Source organism: Aromatoleum evansii (genome assembly GCF_045689615.1).
GTDB lineage: Bacteria > Pseudomonadota > Gammaproteobacteria > Burkholderiales > Rhodocyclaceae > Aromatoleum > Aromatoleum evansii.
The window spans coordinates 3725095-3742490 of record NZ_CP141259.1; the positions used below are offsets into that span (position 1 = coordinate 3725095).

Annotated in this window: 15 protein-coding genes and 1 tRNA gene; 3 read left to right on the top strand and 13 right to left on the bottom strand. The window is 63.1% G+C overall.

All coding sequences use genetic code 11. From position 1 onward, the window contains the following. Positions 1-2: 2 nt before the first annotated feature. The 8 genes from U5817_RS17395 to U5817_RS17430 all read right to left on the bottom strand — a co-directional run bounded on the left by U5817_RS17395 (position 3) and on the right by U5817_RS17430 (position 8332). Positions 3-698 carry a hypothetical protein gene (locus U5817_RS17395; RefSeq protein ID WP_407278228.1) on the bottom strand — a complete coding sequence of 232 codons (696 nt, stop codon included), beginning with the start codon at positions 696-698 and terminating at the stop codon, positions 3-5. Further along, on the bottom strand, positions 695-4156 hold the full coding sequence (gene brxC, locus U5817_RS17400; protein ID WP_407278229.1) for a BREX system P-loop protein BrxC: 3462 nt from the start codon (positions 4154-4156) through the stop codon (positions 695-697). Before brxC ends, U5817_RS17395 begins: the two co-directional genes overlap by 4 nt. Positions 4157-4198: 42 nt before the next feature. Then, positions 4199-4765: a BREX protein BrxB domain-containing protein gene (locus U5817_RS17405; RefSeq protein WP_407278231.1), complete on the bottom strand. Its 567-nt coding sequence runs from the start codon at positions 4763-4765 to the stop codon at positions 4199-4201. Beyond that, positions 4758-5537, bottom strand: coding sequence for a hypothetical protein (locus U5817_RS17410; RefSeq protein ID WP_407278232.1), 780 nt, complete (start codon positions 5535-5537; stop codon positions 4758-4760). The genes U5817_RS17405 and U5817_RS17410 overlap by 8 nt, the downstream gene beginning before the upstream one ends. Positions 5538-5546: 9 nt before the next feature. Continuing rightward, entirely contained in the window at positions 5547-5747 is a 201-nt protein-coding gene (locus tag U5817_RS17415) for a hypothetical protein (protein WP_407278233.1), read from the bottom strand. Positions 5748-5856: 109 nt separating this feature from the next. After that, positions 5857-6936, bottom strand: a complete 1080-nt coding sequence (gene trfA / locus U5817_RS17420) for a plasmid replication initiator TrfA (RefSeq protein WP_407278234.1) — start codon at positions 6934-6936, stop codon at positions 5857-5859. Continuing rightward, a complete protein-coding gene (locus U5817_RS17425; RefSeq protein WP_407278235.1) occupies positions 6929-7120 on the bottom strand; it encodes a hypothetical protein in 192 nt (63 codons plus the stop codon). The genes trfA and U5817_RS17425 overlap by 8 nt, the downstream gene beginning before the upstream one ends. 918 nt (positions 7121-8038) lie before the next feature. After that, entirely contained in the window at positions 8039-8332 is a 294-nt protein-coding gene (locus U5817_RS17430; protein ID WP_407278236.1) for a DUF6471 domain-containing protein, read from the bottom strand. Positions 8333-8444: 112 nt separating this feature from the next. Here U5817_RS17430 and U5817_RS17435 point away from each other — a divergent pair, with 112 nt between their 5' ends. Genes U5817_RS17435 through U5817_RS17445 form a run of 3 tightly spaced genes read left to right on the top strand, consistent with a single transcriptional unit; the run spans position 8445 to position 13453 of the window. Continuing rightward, a complete protein-coding gene (locus U5817_RS17435; RefSeq protein ID WP_407278237.1) occupies positions 8445-11144 on the top strand; it encodes a Mu transposase C-terminal domain-containing protein in 2700 nt (899 codons plus the stop codon). 3 nt (positions 11145-11147) lie between these two features. After that, positions 11148-12176 carry an ATP-binding protein gene (locus U5817_RS17440; RefSeq protein ID WP_407278238.1) on the top strand — a complete coding sequence of 343 codons (1029 nt, stop codon included), beginning with the start codon at positions 11148-11150 and terminating at the stop codon, positions 12174-12176. Further along, positions 12176-13453, top strand: a complete 1278-nt coding sequence (locus tag U5817_RS17445; RefSeq protein WP_407278239.1) for a TniQ family protein — start codon at positions 12176-12178, stop codon at positions 13451-13453. The genes U5817_RS17440 and U5817_RS17445 overlap by 1 nt, the downstream gene beginning before the upstream one ends. A 212-nt stretch (positions 13454-13665) precedes the next feature. Here the strand turns inward: U5817_RS17445 and U5817_RS17450 are convergent. The 5 genes from U5817_RS17450 to folD all read right to left on the bottom strand — a co-directional run bounded on the left by U5817_RS17450 (position 13666) and on the right by folD (position 17361). Continuing rightward, positions 13666-13741 (bottom strand) — tRNA-Ala (locus tag U5817_RS17450). A gap of 54 nt (positions 13742-13795) precedes the next feature. After that, complete coding sequence (locus U5817_RS17455) at positions 13796-14854, bottom strand: L-threonylcarbamoyladenylate synthase (protein WP_407278240.1); 1059 nt, start codon at positions 14852-14854, stop codon at positions 13796-13798. After that, the gene (locus tag U5817_RS17460; RefSeq protein ID WP_407278241.1) at positions 14841-15992 is read right to left on the bottom strand and encodes a 5-(carboxyamino)imidazole ribonucleotide synthase; all 1152 of its coding nucleotides are present in this window, start codon (positions 15990-15992) and stop codon (positions 14841-14843) included. Before U5817_RS17460 ends, U5817_RS17455 begins: the two co-directional genes overlap by 14 nt. Continuing rightward, a complete protein-coding gene (gene purE, locus U5817_RS17465) occupies positions 15989-16483 on the bottom strand; it encodes a 5-(carboxyamino)imidazole ribonucleotide mutase (protein ID WP_169132282.1) in 495 nt (164 codons plus the stop codon). The genes U5817_RS17460 and purE overlap by 4 nt, the downstream gene beginning before the upstream one ends. Positions 16484-16488: 5 nt before the next feature. Beyond that, positions 16489-17361, bottom strand: a complete 873-nt coding sequence (gene folD / locus U5817_RS17470; protein ID WP_407278242.1) for a bifunctional methylenetetrahydrofolate dehydrogenase/methenyltetrahydrofolate cyclohydrolase FolD — start codon at positions 17359-17361, stop codon at positions 16489-16491. Between the last annotated feature and the right edge of the window lie 35 nt (positions 17362-17396).

The following is a 17396-nucleotide window of genomic DNA, read 5'->3' on the forward strand; positions in this document are numbered from 1 at the left end:
AGTTATTCGACAAATGCGACCGCGAAGGCCTTCCGATGGAAGTGCTGACAAAGTTTCCAAAAACGACGGAACTGGTTGTGCGTCATGTTTTCCAGCAGGCCACGTGCAGCGCCCTCACGTGAAATGACGTGAACGAACTTTTCCCCATTGACGACCTCAACATGCACCGGGTCAGAGTGAAATGTTGCCGTCCCAGGTTTGCTTGAATCCAAGGGAGCCGACCCCGGTGAAACTCTCACATAGTGGTTTCCATCTTTGCGCGGAGTCCCGTTCGAGGTGGTAGGCACCCCCAGCGCTGGGATATCTGCGACGTCGCAAAGCCATGTGTTCGTCAAGACACTGTGGTAATCGGAAAGCTCAGGCAGCGTCCCGATGACGGGAAACGCATAGTAGATGCTTCCCTTTTGAATGGTTCCTCCGCCTTGCACCGTAAGCTTGCGGAGATTTTCCAGTTGTTCATGGGGCGCCTTGAATTGGCGTTCACCGGACTGCAGCACATGCGCAGAGGCCTTCATCTGGACGATGAAGAGTCCCTTGCCAATACGGGTGGCAATATCAAAACCCTGCTTTGCCTCTTGTTTCTGCGTTAGACCGAACCACAGTAGGTTGCCTCCACATGCATGATTGAGCTGACTGGCAAAATTTAATTCAAGGGTTTTCTCAGACAGTTTTGCCTTGTCCCACGGCATTGCTGTCATAGCGCGATTGGCCCCTGTTGAATTTTCCCAAGCAATAGTCCCTCGACCTCGACGAGCCACGCCTTCACCTCGTCTGCGTCGTTCAACGTCCGTTGCGGCAGCTTTACCTGAATCACGTTCGGTTTGAGGAGCTTCGCTGCATTCATACGTACCGCGCTGAAGCGGGTCGCAAGCGCCTGCGTCCGCTCAATCCAACGCTGCAGGTCACATGCATCCAGCGCATCGGACAGCTTTTCCGCCGTGGTGAGGTCGATACCTTTCGGCGCGTCGATGTGATGGGCGGCAATCAGCTCACCACGTTTCGTCGCATCCAACTTCTGCCAGTTGCTGTCGGCGTCGAGTTGCGCCATCTGCTGCTCGTATTCGCAGCGGTAGGCATCCAGCTTCGCATTGAGCGCCTGGCGCAGGATGTCTGCGGTGTGTTCAAGCAGAGGCCGGACGGGGTCGGGCTCCGCGAGCAGGCTACGCTGTGACGAAATGGCGCCGACCTCACCCTTCAGTTCAGCATAGGGGCCGAGTTGGGTGGCATGCTCAAGCAAGGCCTCGAGTTGGTGCCACAGCGGCAACCGCTGCTTGATGAGCTTGGCGGTTTGCGCCCATTGCTTGGCGAGCGTGGTGAGCTCCTCTGCCCGGGAGCAGAGTTCCAGAAGCAATGCGTTGCCGCTCGCCTGCGCCAGGGCTGCAATGGCTGCGCATTTCGGCGGCTCCGGTTGCGGAGCGGGTCCGCCTGCCTCAAGCGCCATTTCCTTGAGCTTGGAAATCAAGGTTGGCGCCTTCGTCAGCTCCTCGTTCGGCTGGCACGGCACACCAAGGCTCTGGAAAAGGCTGCGAATCTTGATTTTCTGAACCGGCGTGATGTTGACCGATTCCGGCTCGAAGAAGGCCTGGGTGAGCTTGCTGCGTTCGAGGGACTTGGCATCGACTGGACGATGCGCCATGTCGCGGCCCTTGAGTTCCCCCGTGGCGAGCAGGATGTAAATGGCGCCATCGATGGTGTCGCGGGGCCACCCATAAGGGGGCGCTTCGAAGTTATCGCGAATGTCGCTGCCTTTCTTGCCGGCACCGAGGAAGCTCAGAATTTTCTGGCACACCGGGTGAGCCTTGGGTTCCTGCAGATGCCCGACGGCACGCATGGCTTCACCATTGCCCTTGCGCGCTTCGTCCAGAACCTTGTCCCATCCCTTCTGGTCGGCGATGTCAAACTCGCGATACAGGCGGATAACTGAGGCCTTGACCGCTCGGTTGAGCCGCTCGGCCAAGTCCGCGCCTTCGGTGACTTCCTGGCCGCCGGCCTGGAACACGCGAACGCCCGCAAAGAGCGCGTCGAGCAGAGTCTCGATTTCCTTCTCTGCGTTACGCTGCCGGCTTTCCATCGACCGCTGAGCGTTGCGTCCTTCTTCCGTGCAGGGGGTACCTTTACGGCTGAGGGTGGCCTTGGCCGCTTCTAACGTAACGATAGCGTTGGCGAGGTCCGTCTTGCTCTGCGCCGGCATGAAAGCGAACAGCGTAGGGTTCTCCGCGCTCTTGGCGCGCGCCTCGGCAATCATCGACTTTTCGTCGGTCTGCCAGCCGTCCTGAATCCACAGGTACAGCGCCTTGTCGTTGTCCTTGGGCAGGGACTCGTCGAAGCAGGCATGCAGGGTTCGCACTTCAGGCGCAACCCCCTGCACCGGGCGAACCTTGTTCAGCACGGAACGGAAGCGCGCTTTGAAGGATTCCGCGCGCTTGACCTCGATGTTCTGCGGCGACGCTTTGAGTTGGGACTCCTGAGCACGGAATTCGTCGTACCAGGCGCTCGATTCCCGAGTTTGAAGGTGGTACTCGGCGCCGTTCGGGCCATCGAGCGCCATGACGAGGTGGTCGTGTTCTTGCAGTTCGTCGAGCAGCGCGGGAATAACCTTGCGCAGGGCTGCGGAGCCGCGCTTGAGGTCGGTGACGAGCAAATCGGCCAGCACATCCTCCGTGGGCTTCAGGCCGATAGCCAGCGCCTTCTCGGGCGGCAGCTTGTTGATGAGGTAGATGAGCTTGAGGAGCCGTGCCTTGAGCTGAGCATGCTCATCGCCGGCGGCAAACTTTTGCACACCCTCGAAAATTTCGCGTGAAAGCTGCGCCGTCGAGACCAAGTTGGCGGCAATTTGGTCGTACAGGAAATCTCCGGAGACGACGTGCCCCAGAGGCCGGTCGGCAGTTTCCAGCGCGGCCTCATGGACAACCCGGAGCTGGCTGCGCAGTTGCGCGACGGTGCCGGTGGCGTCGATGGTGCGCAGGACGCTTTCCCAGAAGCGACGGCGAACCGGCAGGATGGGGTAGTCGGCGGTGATGAATGCCTCATCGTCCGTAACGTGTTCGAGCTTGGTTCCGCGGAGGTGACGGGAGATTTCTCCGAGGTTGTCGCGCCAAACCCGGTCAATTTCCGGCATAGCAGTCGGCTTTTTGGCGAGGATGATTTTGCGGGTGACGTTTTCGACATCCCAATCACCGAGGGTGACCTGCACGGGAAAACGCCCCATCAAGCGTTGCAGGTTGGGCATGCCAGACAGGGCAGACTGGCCTGTGCCGACGAACAGCAGTTGGCCGTTGAAGTGCTTCGAGAGCGACTCGGTGACTTCCTGCACCTTGTAGGCCTTCTCTGCATCGGAGCCGATGTACTGCTGGACTTCGTCGAGGACGACCAAGGTGAGCGGAAATTTACCGTCATCCGCGAGTGCGCTCTGGATAGCGGCGACCATTTCGTCGTTGGTGACGTCGGTCACCTGGGGGAACTGAGCCTTGACGAGTTGGCGCACCGCGGGTTCCGTGTCGGCCAGCCCCGGATTGGCCTGCAGCAGCGCTTTCGACAGATGGGTCGACACGTACAGATGCGGAAGCTCCTGGGCCAGGCTACGGCCAGCGGCTTGCAGGCCGGCTTGAACGGCATCGAAGAGCTTCTCGTGGTGCAGCCACATCACGAATCGCGCCTGAGCGAACTGCTCGGGCAACCTCTTGGACTTGAAGACGATACCGAGCAGTGCCAGGCGAACGTTGTCACCCGCACCTGCCCCAAGTTTGCCCGCCGCGGCATGCAGACCGCCGTTGCGTTTGCCTTGGGTACTCAACTCCTTGAGCTGGTCAGACACGCCCGAGGGAAGGTGCGCCAGTCCGCGCGCGGAGGCACCACCCGGCAGTTGCAGGTCTGTCCACAGGGCACGAAGCATCTTGGCAAGATGCGATTTACCCGAGCCGTAGAAGCCGGAAATCCATACACCCGGTTGCTCCGACTTCGTTCCCAGGTTGCGAAGAAATGTCTCGAGGATAGTTTCGATGCCCTTCTCGTACTGGCCATCGCACACGAAAGTCTCGAGTTCGTAGCGCAGCACCTCTAGGGCAGCGGCGGAGTGGTCTTCGGAAACCTCAGCCACACCGTTGTTGGCGAGGCGATTCTGGTCGGGCGATTTAACGTAGATGTCGCGGTTCAGCACTGTGTTGTCCCTTGTTCTTGCTCGTTCTGCTGCCTGCGGCACTCAGGCTTCCGTAGCCAACAACGGCACGGCGAGGTAGTTCCAACCATCGCGCGCGTCGAGCAGGCGATAGGCATGGTTCTCCGGGTGATATTCGCCGGGGAAGAAAACGACAAGGCGGCCACTCACCGCGTCCTTGACCCCCTCCACCAGTGAGGAGACCCTGGCAAGCCCGAACAGGCTGCCCACGCCGATGAGGGCGACAACCGTGTTAGGCGTGGCTTCGTTCGCAATGCGCGCCTTGATGCGCTCGATGAGGCTCTGAATGAACTCGACTATTTCGCCGGCTTGGTAGCCGGTGAGGTCCTCGGGGCATTCGAAATAGGCGTCCCGGTACTCCTGCGATGCCATCCACTCGGGGAACGCGTTGGTTACATCTATCAAGAGCCATTCATGGCCGGCCTCGAGTGTTGCGAGGCGAAATTCTTCGACCTGCGCTCGCAGACGCAACTCATCCGTCTTGTCGTACACCGCGAAGATGACGCGCTGAATGGCTGCCAGCCCGCCGGCCCATGGAACGGACATGTGCTCCCGGTACGCACGAATCAGTCTTGCAACCTTGCTACTCATCCAGCCATTGCTCCTCGTCAGCAGTCAGGAAGCCTGGGAAGCGAACTTCCTTGACGCCGCCCGCGTTCAGGAAAACGATTTGCCCCCGGTGTGAGGCTGAGTTTGCCAGGGCTTCTAGCTCACCCGGCGAGCCACACATCAGCGACATCCACCGCGAAGTGAACAAGCGCTGCCCCGACAAACCTTCGAGATGCCCCAAGAATAATGCAAAAGTGATGTTGGTTGGGGTCACCGTCGGCATGGTTCGAGTCTTCCTTACCCGACCGGCCAGGAAGCCGGCCTGAGTCCAGCTACCGTTAATGTTCTGGGCGATGGACTTGAGCGTGGCAGGGCTGAAGCGGTCAGGCTCAGCGGCAACGATGAGCGCCTCGACGTCCTCGCGACGGACCTGTTCCCCCTCCGCTTTGCTGAGCACAAAGGACTCCGACAACCTGAGAACTGGGTCGCGTGCCAGTGCGAGCGTCAATGTCAGAAGGGGCCGCGCAAGCTCGTCACGCTCCCACAGGTTCCGAAAAACCCGAAATACGGGAATGGCGGGGTCGAGGGCGTATAGCTCAGCAAGGTGGCCAAACGTGAGCTCACGGGACTTCTGCGTGGGCTTGCCGAGCGCATTGAGGCTGACAATCTGCTCCCGGTAGTCATCTCGCGCTGCGTCCGGCGCAGTGCGTCCGAAGAGAAGCGTCAGCTCCTCCAGCATCATGGTGCGCGCGGCATGCGTGCCACCGCGTCCGAGCCGATAGCCCAGTTTATTGAGAGATTCGTTCGATGTCATAGTAAGGGGTCAGCTCTTTCGGGCTTGCGGGCCGGCCCCTGCACAATCCTGGGCCGGACGCGCGATGGCGTTGCGTTCGCAGTAATCGATGAGCAGGTGCTCAATCATGTTGCTCAACGTTCGATGCTCGCGGTCCGCCAGAAGCCTCAGCGTCGCCTTCATTTCAGGGGACATCCGGAGGTTGATAGCCTCGGTCTTGTGCCTTGCCATGGAAATATCCCAGAGCGATTAGTGTCTTTACATTGTAAAGAAGGTATCGCGGATACTGGGCCGATGTAAACGGATTACTTTACCGTCGGCAAGGCGAACGCTTCGACAGCTACTCGATGCCAGTTAGCGCGGTATCAGATGTCCACCGGGCAAGTGCGACCGTGACGCGCTCCTCGCTGAACTCAAAGGAGGCTACTCGGATTTCGGGCGGGACATCGTCCGCCTGCAGGCGCCCGAGCGCCCGCTTGAGCCGACGACGGAATTCCCGTGTGTCGCACACCACCCCGCTGAAGCGGTACAGGTCGGCGATTTTGACTGCATACGGCTCCGCGTGCGAACTGTAGAAGGCGGCCAACCAGGACGGCAGGCCAGACTGGTCATTCAGGGCGGCCTTGCTGACCGCGCTCCAGTCCTCCGGCCCGAAGAGATTCGCCATTGTCTCCTGCACGCGGAACGAAATCAGGTCGCTCCCACGCAGAAGGCGGTCCGGTGTATCCGCCCCCTTGTAACCGTCGTCGAAGACGACGTCCATGAGGCGGGGCATCGGAATGTCGACCGATTTCACCCGGATGCGAAGATGGGCTGCGTTGAGGCGAATCAGGCTGTCGCGGATGGCTCTGTGCACGTTTGCCCCGTAGGCCACCTGCAAGTCCTTGGCCAGTTGCCAGAACGTAACTTTCACCCAGCGAGGCTGGTCGCAGCTGTCCAGCGGTCGGTCGCCGCGATAGTAGTCGAGGCATGCCGCAAAGACCCGGCGGTCGTAATCCCCGAGGGGATGCCCCGTCATCGTGATGGAAGCATCGCCTCGCGAGGCAATCTCGGCATTCATCAGCGGTTTGCTGCTGACCTCGGCTGCCGCGAACAGGGCCGAACGCAGAAACAAGTTTGGGATACCAACCGCAGCGTCCCGCCAAGACGGAAGAAACACGTCCTCGCCCCGCCGGACCGCGCGACGCAACCGCGCCTCGCGCATCTCATTGGTCGAGGCGTTGTCCGGCAGAACAAGCACCGCCTGCTTGTCCGCATTCAGGCGACGCTTCTGATAGCGGGCCATGGACTCGATGGTTGCTGCCGCCGCATAGGTGAGGTCCTGCGTCAGGAAATCACCCACACATTCGGCTGCCCGGCGCGCGCCTTCCGCTTGGGCCTCGAGCTGGGCCACCTGCTCGGCGCTGGGCGGCCTACCCATGCTGCCTGCTCGACGAACGTGCGACGTACGCTGCCACAAGCCCGCGCAGCACGGTCGACGCGCTGACCCCTTGGGTGGCACAGACTGAAGCGAAGTTGTTCTTCAGGTCGGCCGATAGCCAGACCTTCATTTGCACCGAGCCGGCGCGGTGGCGGTCGTTGCTCACCGGGACGTGTACTGCCATTTTGAGTCTCCAGGGGCGGCGAATGGGCCCCCACGTGGAGGTATAGCGCCGACGGTGCGGGATGCGAGATGGAACTTGATGCCGCGCCCGACCAGTTGACCTGAAGACACGCGTTGCTTGACCTGAAACCACGCCCCCCTCGCCGTGGCCCCACACGCCACTTGACTCTGAAACACGCCCCCCTCCCGCCGGCATCGAAAATCCCCCGGGAATGCAGGAGTTCTGTGTGGATACCTCCGTAATCTCGTAACCATGTAATCCCCACCCTCGGGTGCGCAGCTCGCTCCCCCGCGGCCCCCGATGCCTCAGCCGAGTGCCGTTTGATAGCGCAGTTCTGCTTGGCGGGAGCCGCGGCCCAGACGGCACGGTCCTGGACGTATAGCGCGCCGCCCCGAGACACCTTGGTAGGACGTACACACCGACCCGCACATCGTCCCTGGTGGTCCGGATGCACGTGCAACTGAATGTGGTGACCGCCGGCGACGAGAGCGCAGCACTGCCGACCAGGGTCGGGCGCGTGAGCAGACGGCTGCGGGACACCTCTTGTGCCCAGACCTAGAGGCAAATAACGGTCGAGCGCGCGGACATGGCCCGATTACATGAAAATCCCACCAGGAAATCGCCAACGCATTGAAGCAACGGCATTTTCAACGATGCTGATTTGCGCTAGGGTCGACACGGGCATCTGACCCGTCGACGCGTTTGGCATAGATTCATGGGGCAACAACGCTCCAGGCCCCATTTTGTGAACGAACCACAAAATGGGGCCGGCTCATGGATGCGCTCACCCGCTCGACCAACGAATGCCGCTCGAAGCGAATATTCCCTTGCACATCAGTCGTTTGCAAAGCCTTTCACGAGCCCGGACCGTTTCGTTCGGTATGTCATAGCCTGCGCCTGCTACGACGAGGAAGGCCTTCAGCAGTCCGGGCCCCTCACCTCAAACTCGCACCCCATCGCTTGCAGGCAGGCGAGCAGGAATCCCGCGCTGAAGTTGCCGCGGTTGATGCGCCGATTGATGGCCGCGGCGCTCCGCCGGATGCCTTGTGCCTTCAGCGCGTCGGCAAGCTCGCTGTAGCCCCACCCCTTTTTCATCAGCGCGAGTTTGATGAGCTCGCCCGCCTCGAGTCCCCACATCTCGACGGCCTCCGACTCGGTCGGCACAACGGGCGGCATGGTGGAAGGCGAAATCGGCCTGCCTGGACGGTTCATTTTGTCGGTTCAATCGATGACGGTTCGTCGGGACGATACCAATTAAAGTCAATTTTGGCACACGTCGCGTCCGCCTTTCTATACCTCCATCCAACCACCTTGGAGGACAGAAATGCTTGATACCCCCGGACGCGAGCGATTGCTCGACCGGCTTGGACTACCAGTTGCTGGTAGGCGGCTGATACTGGACGCTGCGAAGTACGCGCCGGTGCGAAAGGTCGCGTCCAAGGGCGGGGGCAACGTCCTGACGCCATACCAGAGCCGGAAAATGCAGCAGACCATCGAGACGGAAAGCCGCCATCTCGAGTTCCCTGCGGCGGTCGGGCACGAACACGACCCGCAGGTGCTGGAGTATTTCCCCCAACCCTGCCGGTTGAAGTTCGAAATCGTGGATGCGGACGGTGAGATTCACGCCGTCGACCACACGCCTGACTTCCTCGTCATTACCGAGCGGGAGGTCTGGCTGGAAGAGTGGAAGCCCTGGACGAAGCTCGAACGCCTCGCGCAGCGCTACCCATGGCGGTATCGGCTCGGCGCCGACGACCACTGGCAGGCCGAAGGCATCGCACAGTGGCTCGCGGAACGAGGTATCGGCTACCGCATCCTGAGCGACCGTGACATTCCGCAGCGCCGCATCGAGAACACGCTTTTTCTGGAGGACTACCTCGAACCCTCTGCGCCCCCGTGCCCAGTGGATGTCGAGCTTCGCGTAAAGGAGGCGCTCGCGGAAGAGGCGACGCTGTATCTGCGCGAGCTCTTCGAGAAGGCCAACTGCCGGCCCGACGACGTCTTCAAACTGATTGCAGACGGCCTGCTCGTCGCCGAAGTCGACCATGCTGCGCTCAGCGAACCGACACGCTGCCGAGTGTTTCGCGACACGGCCGTACGCAACTTCGAACACGCCCGTCAGCTTCCAGCGCCCTTTGCCCCCTTGGGCACCGTCGACATCGCCGTCGGCGCCCGCCTGACGTACGACCAGCAGCCCTACACGGTGGTGATGGTCGGCGGTAGCAAGGCGGTTCTACAGTCCGACCACCAGAAGTCCGTCGAGGTGTCGCTCGAGACGCTGGAAGCGCTGGCGCTTGAGCAGGACGTGCTGATGGCTCAGGGCCCTGCGGTGGGCTCATCAATCCGGCTGTCGGACTTCACGGCGGACGAGTTGAGCATGGCACTCGAGCGCAAGACCGAGCTCGAGAACATCACCCGACCGAATCGCACGCAGCGCCGGCAACTGAGGGTTTTGGCCCTGGCGAAGGTCGCGGGTACCGATGAGCTCGTCGCGCTGATTCCGAACCTGCGCGCCCGGGGCAACCGGACGCCGCGCCTGACCGCGGAACAGGAAGCGGCGATAGATGAAGTCATCCGCAGCGAATATGAGAGCAATCGCGCGCCGAACCTGAAGCACTGCCACCGGCAGCTGAAGAACCTCTGCACGGAACGCGGCATTCAGACGCCCTCCTACCCTACGTTCATCGCCCGCGCCAAGGCGCGCCCGCAACAGCAGCAGGACCGGGCGCGTCACGGCAATCGCGTGGCCTACCAGAACGCCGAGTTCGTAAACGTCCTCTTTGCCGACACCCCGGTGCACGGTTCACGGGCATTGCAGTACGTGCATATGGACCATACCGAGCTCGACATCGAGCTGGTATCCCTAAGAACCGGCAAGCCGCTCGGCCGTCCGTGGATGTCGCTCGCCATCGACGCCCATACCCGGCGGATTGTCGGCATCTATCTCTCCTTTGACCCGCCGTCGTACCGGTCGAACATGATGCTGCTGCGCGACATCGTCCGTCGCCATCGGCGTCTGCCGCAGTTCATCGTGGTCGATAACGGGGCAGATTTCCGCTCTGACGATTTCGCGCGCTTCGCGGAGCTCATGCGCATCCACGTGCGCTACCGTCCGGCCGGACGGCCGCGACACGGGTCGGTGATGGAGCGCATTTTTGGCCGCCTGCACACCGAGTACGTGCACAACCTGGCCGGCAACACGAAGGCGCTGAAAGAGGTGCGCCGCACGACCGGCAAGTTCCTTCCGTCGCGGCTGGCCGAGTGGACGCTGGAGTACCTCTACTACGGAATCGATTACTGGGCCTTCACCTATTACGACAACGCCGAACATTCGACGCTGGGGATGAGCCCGTACGAAGCCTTCAACCGCAGCATGGCTTCGGCGGGGACGCGTGAGCACCGCATCGTGACGCTGACTCAGGATTTTCTCATCCTGACCTGTCCGACGGCGGGGCGCCTCGGCCAGCGCAAAGTCGACCGGCAGCGCGGCATCAAGGTGCACAACAACTTCTTCTACTGGTGCCCCGAGTTCCGCGACCCGAAGTTGCATGGCCGCAGAGTGCCCGTTCGTTACGACCCGTGGGACAGCTCAACGGTGTACGTGCAAATCGACAAGCGGTGGGTGCCGGCACAGTGCAAGTCATTGGTTGCCTTGGGGCAGCTTACCGAGAAGGAGCGCGAGCTGTTCTCCACGGAGATGCGCAGCCATTACCGCCTGCGCGACGACGATGAGGTCTCGACGCAGCAGCTTGCCGAGTTCCTGCGCGTCTTCACGCCGAAGGGGGCAGCCGAGCTCGCCCTGGAGCGTCAGCGCGAAAACCGCGAGCTGTACGGGTCGGTTGGCATCGGCGCGATTGCCAAGCCGATACCCGCATCCCAACTCCACGGCGCGGCCCAGCCCTCAGTCGCTACTGCGGGCGGCGAAATCTTCGCCATCCCGTCGCCCTCATCCGCAGGGCTACCCCTCGCGCCCACGCTGCCGGAACCGCAGCCCCTCGACCTTCCCGAATTCGACACCTTTTAACCATTGACCGAGACCATGATGACTACCCACTTGAATAACGTATCGACCGAGCATCACCGCCCAACCGGCCACCGTATCCGTCACCCCCGCATCGCCTCGGCCATCGATGAATGCGGTCTGCTGCTCGAAGCGGGCGACGGCGCGGACCTCATCCTGCTCTGTGGCCCTACCGGTGCGGGCAAGACGACACTCGGAAATTTTCTCGTAGAAGCCGAGATGAAGCACCACGCAGAGAACCTCGCCGCGAATCCTGGCTGCATCCCCGCGATACGGGTCGAGGCACCTGCGTCCGGTGAGCGCGAATTCTCGTGGCGGCTTTTCTTCAAACGCATCCTTGATGAACTTGAATGCGAACTCGATGCGCCCCGCACGGCGTACGGAGTCGACCCGGGCACGGGGCGAGTAGTGCGCCCGCGCGGCACGAACCCCAACAGCCTGGCCGGCCTGCGCACCTCAGTCGAACGGTCGCTGAAAAATCGCGGCACACGCTTCATCGTGGTCGATGAAGCCGCCCACATCGCACGCCAGTGCCATCCGACCCTGCTCGAACTGCAGTTCGACACGCTCAAGTCGCTGTCGAACGAATGCGGAGTCCAGTGGATTCTGATGGGCTCCTACGACCTTTTCGAGCTCATTTCGTTGAGCGGCCAGCTGGCGCGTCGCTCGCACATCATCCACTTCAGCCGCTACCGTGAGGACGTCGCAGACGACGTCCGCGCCTTCCGTGGATGCCTCAAGCACTTCGGGCAGTCGCTGCCCGCGCTCAAGCAGGTCGACCTGCTGAAGTACGCAGAAGTGTTCCACCAAAACACGCTCGGCTGCATCGGCATCCTGCGTGACGTGCTGGTTCGCCTGGACCTGCTGGTAGGCCGCCAGGGGTGGTCGGAGGACACCCTGTGCAGGGCCCTTCTCACCGAGGCCCAGGTGACGCAAATCCTGCGGGAAATCGTCGAAGGCGAGGAGCGCATCGCACCGGGGCTCAAGCGCAATTTGGTTGCACCGCATGCGACCACTGGCCGGAGGGTCGCGTAATGAGCAAAGTGCACAATCCACGCTCAACGCTGCATGCCCTGGCCCCGCTGGGACAAGGCACGCCTGACGTTGAAAGCCTCACCAGCTATTTCTGCCGCCTCGCCTTCTCCCACGGCATGACTGCCCAGAAGCTCGCCGATTGGGTGCTCGAGCGCTTCGACAACGCGGTATGCGAGAAATACGGCTGGCACCAGCGCAACCTGTCGAGCATGTCACCGGAAAGCGAGCAGTGGGCGGCCTGGCTGTCCGAACTCACTGGCGTCGGGGCACTGGACCGGCACACGCTGTCGCCTTGGCGCAGCGTCCTGGGCACCCCGGGCCTGGCACCGAAATCGGACCGTTGGTGCCCATGCTGCCTGGCCGAAGACAAGGCCAACGGGACCAACCCCTATCTTCGTCTGTCGTGGGACATCGCCCCGGTCAACGTATGCCTGCACCACAAGGTCAAGCTCACCTCCACATGCCCGCACTGCAAGCGCAGCAACGTTCGAAACCGTTCGACGATTGTAGTGCCGGGCTACTGCACATCCTGCGGCGGATTCCTGGGCGACGCGGAAACTGAGCCGGCATCCCCGGAGGACCTGTGGGTGGCCCGCCAGGTTGGGCTGATGCTTCAGGAGCCCCCGAAGGTTGCATCCACTGGCCTGGTTCCCCTATTGGAAACAGTCATCGAGCGGATGGCTGACGGGCGACCGAGCACCTTCGCGAGCCGATACGGTTTCTCGAAGAGCGGCATCTCGCACTGGCTCAACAAGGGCGGAATTCCAGCCCTGAAGGCTTGGCTTACCATTGCCGGCCACGGCGGCATCGGCCTCGACAAGCTATTTGCTGGCGACATCGAAGGTTGGGAGCCACCTCTTGTGCCGATGCAGTTGGCCATCGAGCTACCCGAATCGCCCCGGGCCGGTATCAAGTCCAGGGAGCTCGACTGGGAGAACATCCGGGCTCAGCTCCGCGCCATGCTAGAGGAACCCGAGGCGGTGTCCGTCCACCAGGCCAGCGAGCGCTTGGGAGTCGACCGCAAAAACCTTTACCTCCGTGCGAACACCGAAGCCCGGGCTCTGGCCGACCGCTTCCTCCGCCATCGTGCCTCCCAGGGTGACCAAAGCCAAGCGAGACTGCACGCGCAGATTGAGCAGGTTCTGGATGAGCGCCTCGGAGCCGGCTACGAGGGGATGAGTGCCCGGGACATTTGGAATCGGCTCGACCCAGCAGCTCAGGCAGTTTCAGGCATCTTCCGGCACATCAGCGCGGTGATGGACCGTCGGCCGAGCTAGCTCGCCCCGCCTTAAAAGAAAACGGGACCGCGAGGTCCCGTTTTTTTGACTCTTGTAACAGCCGCGGTTACAGACCGCGAAAGCAAACCGTCCAGACTACTATGCCGCACCCGATAAACCAAAATATGGCCAATCGTGAAATAAAGCATAAACTGGCCTGGTGGCCACTTTATGCTTAACGGCACACAGAGCAATGTCTGGCCTTTTGAATTTGGTGGACCGAAGGAGGATCGAACTCCCGACCTCTGCATTGCGAACGCAGCGCTCTCCCAGCTGAGCTATCGGCCCAAGAGCGGCGAATTATAGCGACGCTCCCGGCATTTTGGAAGGGCGAGTCTTCACTCAGGTTTCGTCGTGTAAGTCGAGCACAGCCTCTCCGTCGCCCGACCCTACCGCCGCACGGCCGAGGCGGTCGGCGATGGCTTGCCAGTCGGGCGTTTCCGGCAGGGCCTCGACGACGATGAAATCGGCGCCGCAGGCGTCCAGTTCGCGCAGGTTTGCGTAAAGATCATGCGCGAAGCCCGCGGGTTCCGCCGGGGCGTTGCGCCAGGTCAGGCGGGCGTCCCGGGGATCGGGGCAGGTTCTCGCCAGGACGGCAACGCGGCTTCCCTCCCCTGCGAGCGTGGCGGCCTCCTCTATCAGCCGGGAGACGGGGATGAGCTGCAGCGGCGTACGCGGCGCGTAGTGGGCCGCGAGCGAGCCGGAGACTCGCGGCTGGTCGGGTTCGGCGGCAGCGGCGCCCTCCTCCGCATGCGCGGTACGCGTCGCCGGCCGGCGACCGATGACGCGGGCGATGTCGTCGGCGGAGATCGCGCCGGGGCGCAGGATCACGGGCGTGCCGCGCGAGAGGTCGAGGATGGTCGATTCGATGCCGACCTGGCAGGGTCCGCCGTCGAGCACCAACGCAACCTTGTCACCCAGTTCCTCGCGCACGTGCGCGGCCGTGGTGGGGCTGATGCGGCCGAAGCGGTTGGCGGACGGAGCAGCGATGCCGGAGTCGAATGCGCGCAGCAGCGCGAGCGCGACGGGGTGATCCGGCACGCGCAGGCCTACCGTGTCCTGCCCGCCGGTGACGGCGTCGGGGACGCCCTCCTCGCGCTTGAGGATCAGGGTCATCGGACCAGGCCAGAAGGCGTTCGCGAGTGCGATCGCCTCCTTCGGGATGGCACGCGCCCAGCGTACGAGGTGCGCGGCATCGGGAAGGTGGACGATCAACGGATGGTCGGCCGGGCGCCCCTTGGCGCTGAAGATCCTGGCGACGGCGTCGACGTTCAGGGCGTCGGCGGCCAAGCCATACACCGTCTCCGTCGGCATGCCGACGAGCTCGCCGGCGCGCAGCAACTCCGCGGCGCGCCGGATCTCGCACTCGTCCGGCTGCTGCGCGTGCTCAGTGCTCGTCATCGCGGATGCCGATCGCCGCGCGAGCCTGCATCGCGGTGGCGAGGACCTGTGCCGCGTCCTCGCCAATCACGGTGAAGTGGCCCATCTTGCGGCCGGGCCGGGCATGGTGCTTGGCATACAGGTGAAGGCGCAGGTTGGGGATCGCCTGCAGGACCGACCAGTCGGGTTCGCGGTAGTCGCCGTTGTCGTCGTACCACAGCTCGCCGAGCAGGTTCACCATCACGGCGGCGCTGTGGGCGCGCGGCTCGCCGAGCGGCAGCCCGCACAGGGCCTTGACCTGCTGCTCGTACTGGCTGGTGACGCAGGCGTCGATGGTGTGGTGGCCGCTGTTGTGCGGGCGTGGCGCCATCTCATTCACGAAGAGCTGGCCGCCGCAGACGAAGAATTCGACCCCCAGCGTGCCGACGTAGTCGAGGCGCTCTGCAATGGCCTGCGCCACGTCGCGTGCGCGCTCGGCGAGCACTGGTTCGATGCGCGCCGGCATGATGGTGACGTCGAGGATGCCGTGGCGATGGCTGTTCTCGCCGGCCGGGAAGCAGCGCACCGCGCCGGCCTCATCGCGCGCGAGCACGACCGACATCTCGCTGTCGAGCTTGAGCATCTTCTCGAGCACGCAGGATTCGCCGCCGAACTGGTGGAAGGCGTGCAGCGCCTCCTCGCGGTTGGCGACGCGCGCCTGCCCCTTGCCGTCGTAGCCGAAGCGGGCGACCTTGAGGACCGCCGGGAAGAGCGCTTCGTCCGCATCACGCACATTCTCCTCGCAGCGGATCACCGCGAAGGGACCGTGAGGCAGGCCGTTGTCGGCGAGGAAGGTCTTTTCGGCGACGCGGTTCTGGCACACCGCGACGGCGCTCGCCGACGGGTGCACGGGAACGAACTTGGCGAGGTAGTCGAGCGTCGTCGCGGGAACGTTCTCGAATTCGGTCGTGACGGCCGCACAGCCTTGCGCCATCTCGTCGAGCGCGGCGTAGTCGTCGTAGGCGGCGGCGACGTGGCGGTCGGCAATCAGGCCGGCGGGGCTGTTCGGATCGGGATCCAGCACCCAGACCTTGTAGCCCATTTCATGGGCGGCAGAAACGAAGAAGCGGCCGAGTTGGCCGCCACCGAGCATTCCCAATGTTGCGGGAGGCAGGATCATTGTTCATCCAGGGTCATGTCGAGCACCGCCTGGGTCTGGCGCGTGCGGAATTCCTCGAGCTTCTTCGCCAGCGCGGCGTCCTCGTTGGCGAGCAGCGCAACGGCGAAGAGGCCCGCGTTCGCGGCGCCGGCCTCGCCGATCGCGAACGTCGCGACGGGGATGCCCTTGGGCATCTGCACGATGGAGAGCAGCGAATCCTGGCCGGACAGGGCCTTGGACTGCACCGGCACACCCAGCACCGGCACGGTGGTCTTCGCGGCGACCATGCCCGGCAGGTGCGCGGCACCGCCGGCGCCGGCGATGATGGCCTTCAGCCCGCGGCTGCGGGCGGTGTCCGCGTAGGCGAACATCAGGTCCGGCGTGCGGTGGGCCGAGACGACGCGCGCCTCGTAGGGGACGCCGAACTCCTTGAGGATCTTCGCCGCGGCCTGCATGGTGGGCCAGTCGGAGTTGGATCCCATGATGATCCCGATCAGGGGTTTGTCGCTCATGAGAATTAACCTTTCCTGCGCAGCGCGCGTTCGGCCGACTCGACGGTGTTCGCGAGCAGCATGGTGATGGTCATCGGACCGACGCCGCCGGGCACCGGCGTGATCGCGGAGGCGACGTCCTTCGCCGCTTCAAAGTCCACGTCGCCGCACAGCTTGCCGGCATCCGGGCCCTCGGTGAGGCGGTTGATGCCGACGTCGATGACGACCGCGCCCGGCTTGATCATGTCGGCCGTGACGAAGCGCGGCTTGCCGATCGCGGCGACGAGGATGTCTGCGCGGCGGGTATGGAAGGCGAGGTCGCGCGTCTTCGAGTGCGTGACGGTGACGGTGGCACCGGCGTTCGTCAGCAGCATCGCCATCGGCTTGCCGACGATGTTCGAGCGGCCGATGATGACGGCCTCGGCGCCCTGCACCGGCACGTTCGCGGCTTCGAGCATCTTCATGACACCATGCGGCGTACACGGCAGGAAGGCTTCCCGGCCCTGCGACAGGCGCCCGACGTTCTCGGCGTGAAAGCCGTCGACGTCCTTGTCGACGCTGATCGCCTCCAGCACTTCGGCCTCGTTGAACTGCCTGGGCAGCGGCAGCTGCACGAGGATGCCGTGCACGGCGGGGTCGGCGTTGAGCGCCGCGATCTTCGCCATGACTTCGGCGGCATCGACATCGACCGGAAAATCGAAGCGCAGCGAGCGGATGCCGGCCTTTTCGCAGCCGGATACCTTGTTGCGTACATAGACGGCGGAGGCCGGGTTGTCGCCGACGAGGATCACTGCGAGGCAGGGTTGCACCCCTTGCGCACTGAGCGTTGCCGCGCGGTCGGCAATTTCGCCGCGCACGTGCGCAGAGAGCGCGTTGCCGTCGATGATGCGAGCAGTCATGGAAGAAATGCCCTGATGAAAAACCGAGCATTTTA

Bases quoted from the DNA above. Each gene is read 5' to 3' on its own strand.
- U5817_RS17395 (WP_407278228.1), bottom strand. From the start codon at position 698: ATGACAGCAATGCCGTGGGACAAGGCAAAACTGTCTGAGAAAACCCTT.
- U5817_RS17405 (WP_407278231.1), bottom strand. From the start codon at position 4,765: ATGAGTAGCAAGGTTGCAAGACTGATTCGTGCGTACCGGGAGCACATG.
- U5817_RS17410 (WP_407278232.1), bottom strand. From the start codon at position 5,537: ATGACATCGAACGAATCTCTCAATAAACTGGGCTATCGGCTCGGACGC.
- U5817_RS17415 (WP_407278233.1), bottom strand. From the start codon at position 5,747: ATGGCAAGGCACAAGACCGAGGCTATCAACCTCCGGATGTCCCCTGAA.
- trfA (WP_407278234.1), bottom strand. From the start codon at position 6,936: ATGGGTAGGCCGCCCAGCGCCGAGCAGGTGGCCCAGCTCGAGGCCCAA.
- U5817_RS17425 (WP_407278235.1), bottom strand. From the start codon at position 7,120: ATGGCAGTACACGTCCCGGTGAGCAACGACCGCCACCGCGCCGGCTCG.
- U5817_RS17430 (WP_407278236.1), bottom strand. From the start codon at position 8,332: ATGAACCGTCCAGGCAGGCCGATTTCGCCTTCCACCATGCCGCCCGTT.
- U5817_RS17435 (WP_407278237.1), top strand. From the start codon at position 8,445: ATGCTTGATACCCCCGGACGCGAGCGATTGCTCGACCGGCTTGGACTA.
- U5817_RS17445 (WP_407278239.1), top strand. From the start codon at position 12,176: ATGAGCAAAGTGCACAATCCACGCTCAACGCTGCATGCCCTGGCCCCG.
- U5817_RS17455 (WP_407278240.1), bottom strand. From the start codon at position 14,854: ATGACGAGCACTGAGCACGCGCAGCAGCCGGACGAGTGCGAGATCCGG.
- U5817_RS17460 (WP_407278241.1), bottom strand. From the start codon at position 15,992: ATGATCCTGCCTCCCGCAACATTGGGAATGCTCGGTGGCGGCCAACTC.
- purE (WP_169132282.1), bottom strand. From the start codon at position 16,483: ATGAGCGACAAACCCCTGATCGGGATCATCATGGGATCCAACTCCGAC.
- folD (WP_407278242.1), bottom strand. From the start codon at position 17,361: ATGACTGCTCGCATCATCGACGGCAACGCGCTCTCTGCGCACGTGCGC.